The sequence below is a fragment of the Streptomyces sp. NPDC050263 genome (assembly GCF_040655955.1).
Classification (GTDB): Bacteria; Actinomycetota; Actinomycetes; order Streptomycetales; family Streptomycetaceae; genus Streptomyces.
The window spans coordinates 1-2367 of sequence record NZ_JBFAKW010000269.1 but is presented as its reverse complement, the minus strand read 5'-3'; the positions used below and the strand labels follow the sequence as shown (position 1 = coordinate 2367).

The window sequence follows — 2367 nt, the reverse complement described above, 5'->3', positions numbered from 1 at the left end:
CCAGGCCTCGATCATGCGCCGGTGGCCGTCGTAGGCGAAGCACTGGGTTTCAGCGGAGCCGGTGCCGCCCAGAGTGGTCGGGTCGCTGATCGCCGGTCGGCCGCGGACTTCGAGATCCCGAACAGCGGAGCCAACTGCCGCAGCGTGAGGTTCGGTCCGCCAGTACGCGGCGACCAGCAGCACCCGGTCCTCCAGCGGCAGGCTCCACGGCCGGCCCTTGCGCACCGGATCCGCTCCCTCCCGCCGCAACGCGGTAATCAGCTTGCGTAACTGACGTGAGCTCAGCCCGGAGGACAGGGCTATCCAGGACGGCTCCGACGCCGTGATCACACCAGCCACCTGAAGATCATCCCAGGATGGTTAGGGTGCGCATCGTTGAGCCAACGGACTGGAGAGGCATGATGGAGCAGGAAGAAGCCCTGCAACTCGCCGTGGCGTTTCTGGCGCGCAGCCAGCGCGATGACGAGCCGCCCCTTGCGATCGACGCAGAGCGAGTCCGCGAGAGCTACGGGCTTCTGATCGTGCCCTACAACTCCGCGCAGTACCTCGCCTCGCGTGACCCGAGACAACAGCTGCTGGACTGCTGGCCCATCCTCGTCGACCTTGATCGCGGAGACATCCGCTTCGGGACCCTCGACGAGCGCCACCTATGGAAGAGCCCAACCACCTGACATGGCTGGGGCCGTCCGCGACCGCACTAACGGGACATCGCTTACGCACACCACCCCGAACGGGAAGGCGTGGCTGACGGAATACCCGCACGCCGTCTCCTGCCAGCTACGAAGGCGCGTCCAGACCTGTGTGAAGAAACTCGTCAAGAACAACTCGAGGTAACAGTATCAGGATCGGGAGACACTAGGATCATCACCCTAATTCGACGAACCCGTATACAGATCCAGGAATGAGGAAATCAGACGCTTAGCTGGCTCGTGATTATACTCTTCTGCAATTTCCAAGGGCGTCTGTCCGCCACGCGAAACCAGCGTCGGATCGGCACCATAGGAAAGCACGATGGCCGTAAGCGCAGCGTGCAAACGACACCCAGTCTGGAGTGTCGAATCACCTTCGAGTTCGACAGCATGTGCAAGCAGTGTCATTTCAAAGCAAACCTCATTTGGGTCCGCTCCCGAGTCGAGCAGGACAGCGAGCTCCTCGTAGTCGCCAGTCTCGACGGCCTGATGCACGGGCGTCCACGACTCTACTCCCATTGCGACTCCCTCACGATACAGAAACCGCCGATGGCGAACCGATATTTCGGCACGCCATCGGCACCCACTTGGAGATTCTACCCTATTGCCCAGAAGTGTAGTTTATGCGGATATTCGGAAACTCCTGAGCAAACTGGCCAATCACTGAAGTGCAGGAGAAACAGGCCGGCTGTGTCGAATGCAACGTCAGACTGCCTTTCACATTCGACGACTTTCCGAGTTGATTAGCGATGTACGTCAGCATCTTGTACTCGGTGTCGTCTTCGCGCTTATTATTTCCGGTAGCCGTCGCCTTGTAGCGGGCAGGGTTACCCTCGGCGCCAACATCAGGGACAACACCTTTACGAGTACCCTGTCTTCCACTGATGGACAACAGAGACTGCGGATCACCTTGACCAACCCTCAGTACACCAGCCAGGCCAGCCCTACGCTTACCCAATATACTATTCGCGATGGCCCGGTCGATCGCGGCTCGATTCGCCGCATTCGCGGCGCTCGCCTCGGCACGGTTGAGAAGTCGTTCCTGAAGCCTGCTTGACATTGCGACGAAGATGCTTCCGGCCCATGTTCCGCCGCCCGAAGAGAACGCGCTTCCTGCAACGTCGCATGCCTGCTCGTCGTGATGGAATGTACAGTTCCAGTAGTCGTCGAGTACCGTCATTTCGGCATAATCGCGCGCGACGCGCTCGCGGAATTCCGTATCGCATCCGCTACTCACAGAAACGTTGCAGATATTACCGGCCCCGGTTCCGTCCCCCACCGGCAGATTTCCGTTGCTGTCGCATTTCCAGTAACTGCACGGGTCGACGGCCGGCGCTTCCTCGGAGGAGTCCCCACCGCTCGCCGTTCCGCCCCCGGACGAGTTACCGCCGCCGAGACTCGAGCCCCCCGGACCACACTCCTTCCAACCACCACTGCACTGGTTCCCGTCCTGTTCCATTCTGATAGTTCCGGTGGGGTCGCTAGAAGTGACGGGGTTGTTGGCGGAGTAGCTGTAGCCGTTGATGGTTTGAGGGTCGCTGGAGTCCAGGATCGGGTCGACGCTGATGAACTGGCCGATGCCTGGGTCGTATTCGCGGGCGCCGATGTGGGTCAGGCCCGTCGTGGCGTCCTTCGTCTTGCCGAGGAAGCCCTTGTCGTCGGGCCAGGGGCCGTACAG

At 60.8% G+C, this 2367-nt stretch carries 3 protein-coding genes and 1 pseudogene; 1 reads left to right on the top strand and 3 read right to left on the bottom strand.

Features of this window, described 5'->3' with window-relative positions; translation table 11 throughout:
• Positions 1 to 98 precede the first annotated feature (98 nt).
• Positions 99 to 339: pseudogene (locus AB0J04_RS45835) on the bottom strand (transposase family protein); the annotation flags it as partial.
• Between the two features lie 26 nt (positions 340 to 365).
• On the opposite strand from AB0J04_RS45835, the gene AB0J04_RS45830 reads away from it, so the two are divergent.
• Positions 366 to 671, top strand: coding sequence for a YrhB domain-containing protein (locus AB0J04_RS45830; protein ID WP_363174677.1), 306 nt, complete (start codon positions 366 to 368; stop codon positions 669 to 671).
• 198 nt (positions 672 to 869) lie between these two features.
• Here the strand turns inward: AB0J04_RS45830 and AB0J04_RS45825 are convergent, their stop codons facing one another.
• A complete protein-coding gene (locus AB0J04_RS45825) occupies positions 870 to 1208 on the bottom strand; it encodes an ankyrin repeat domain-containing protein (protein WP_363174676.1) in 339 nt (112 codons plus the stop codon).
• A gap of 82 nt (positions 1209 to 1290) precedes the next feature.
• On the bottom strand, positions 1291 to 2367 hold a 1077-nt coding region (locus AB0J04_RS45820; RefSeq protein WP_363174675.1), incomplete at its 5' end, for an RHS repeat-associated core domain-containing protein.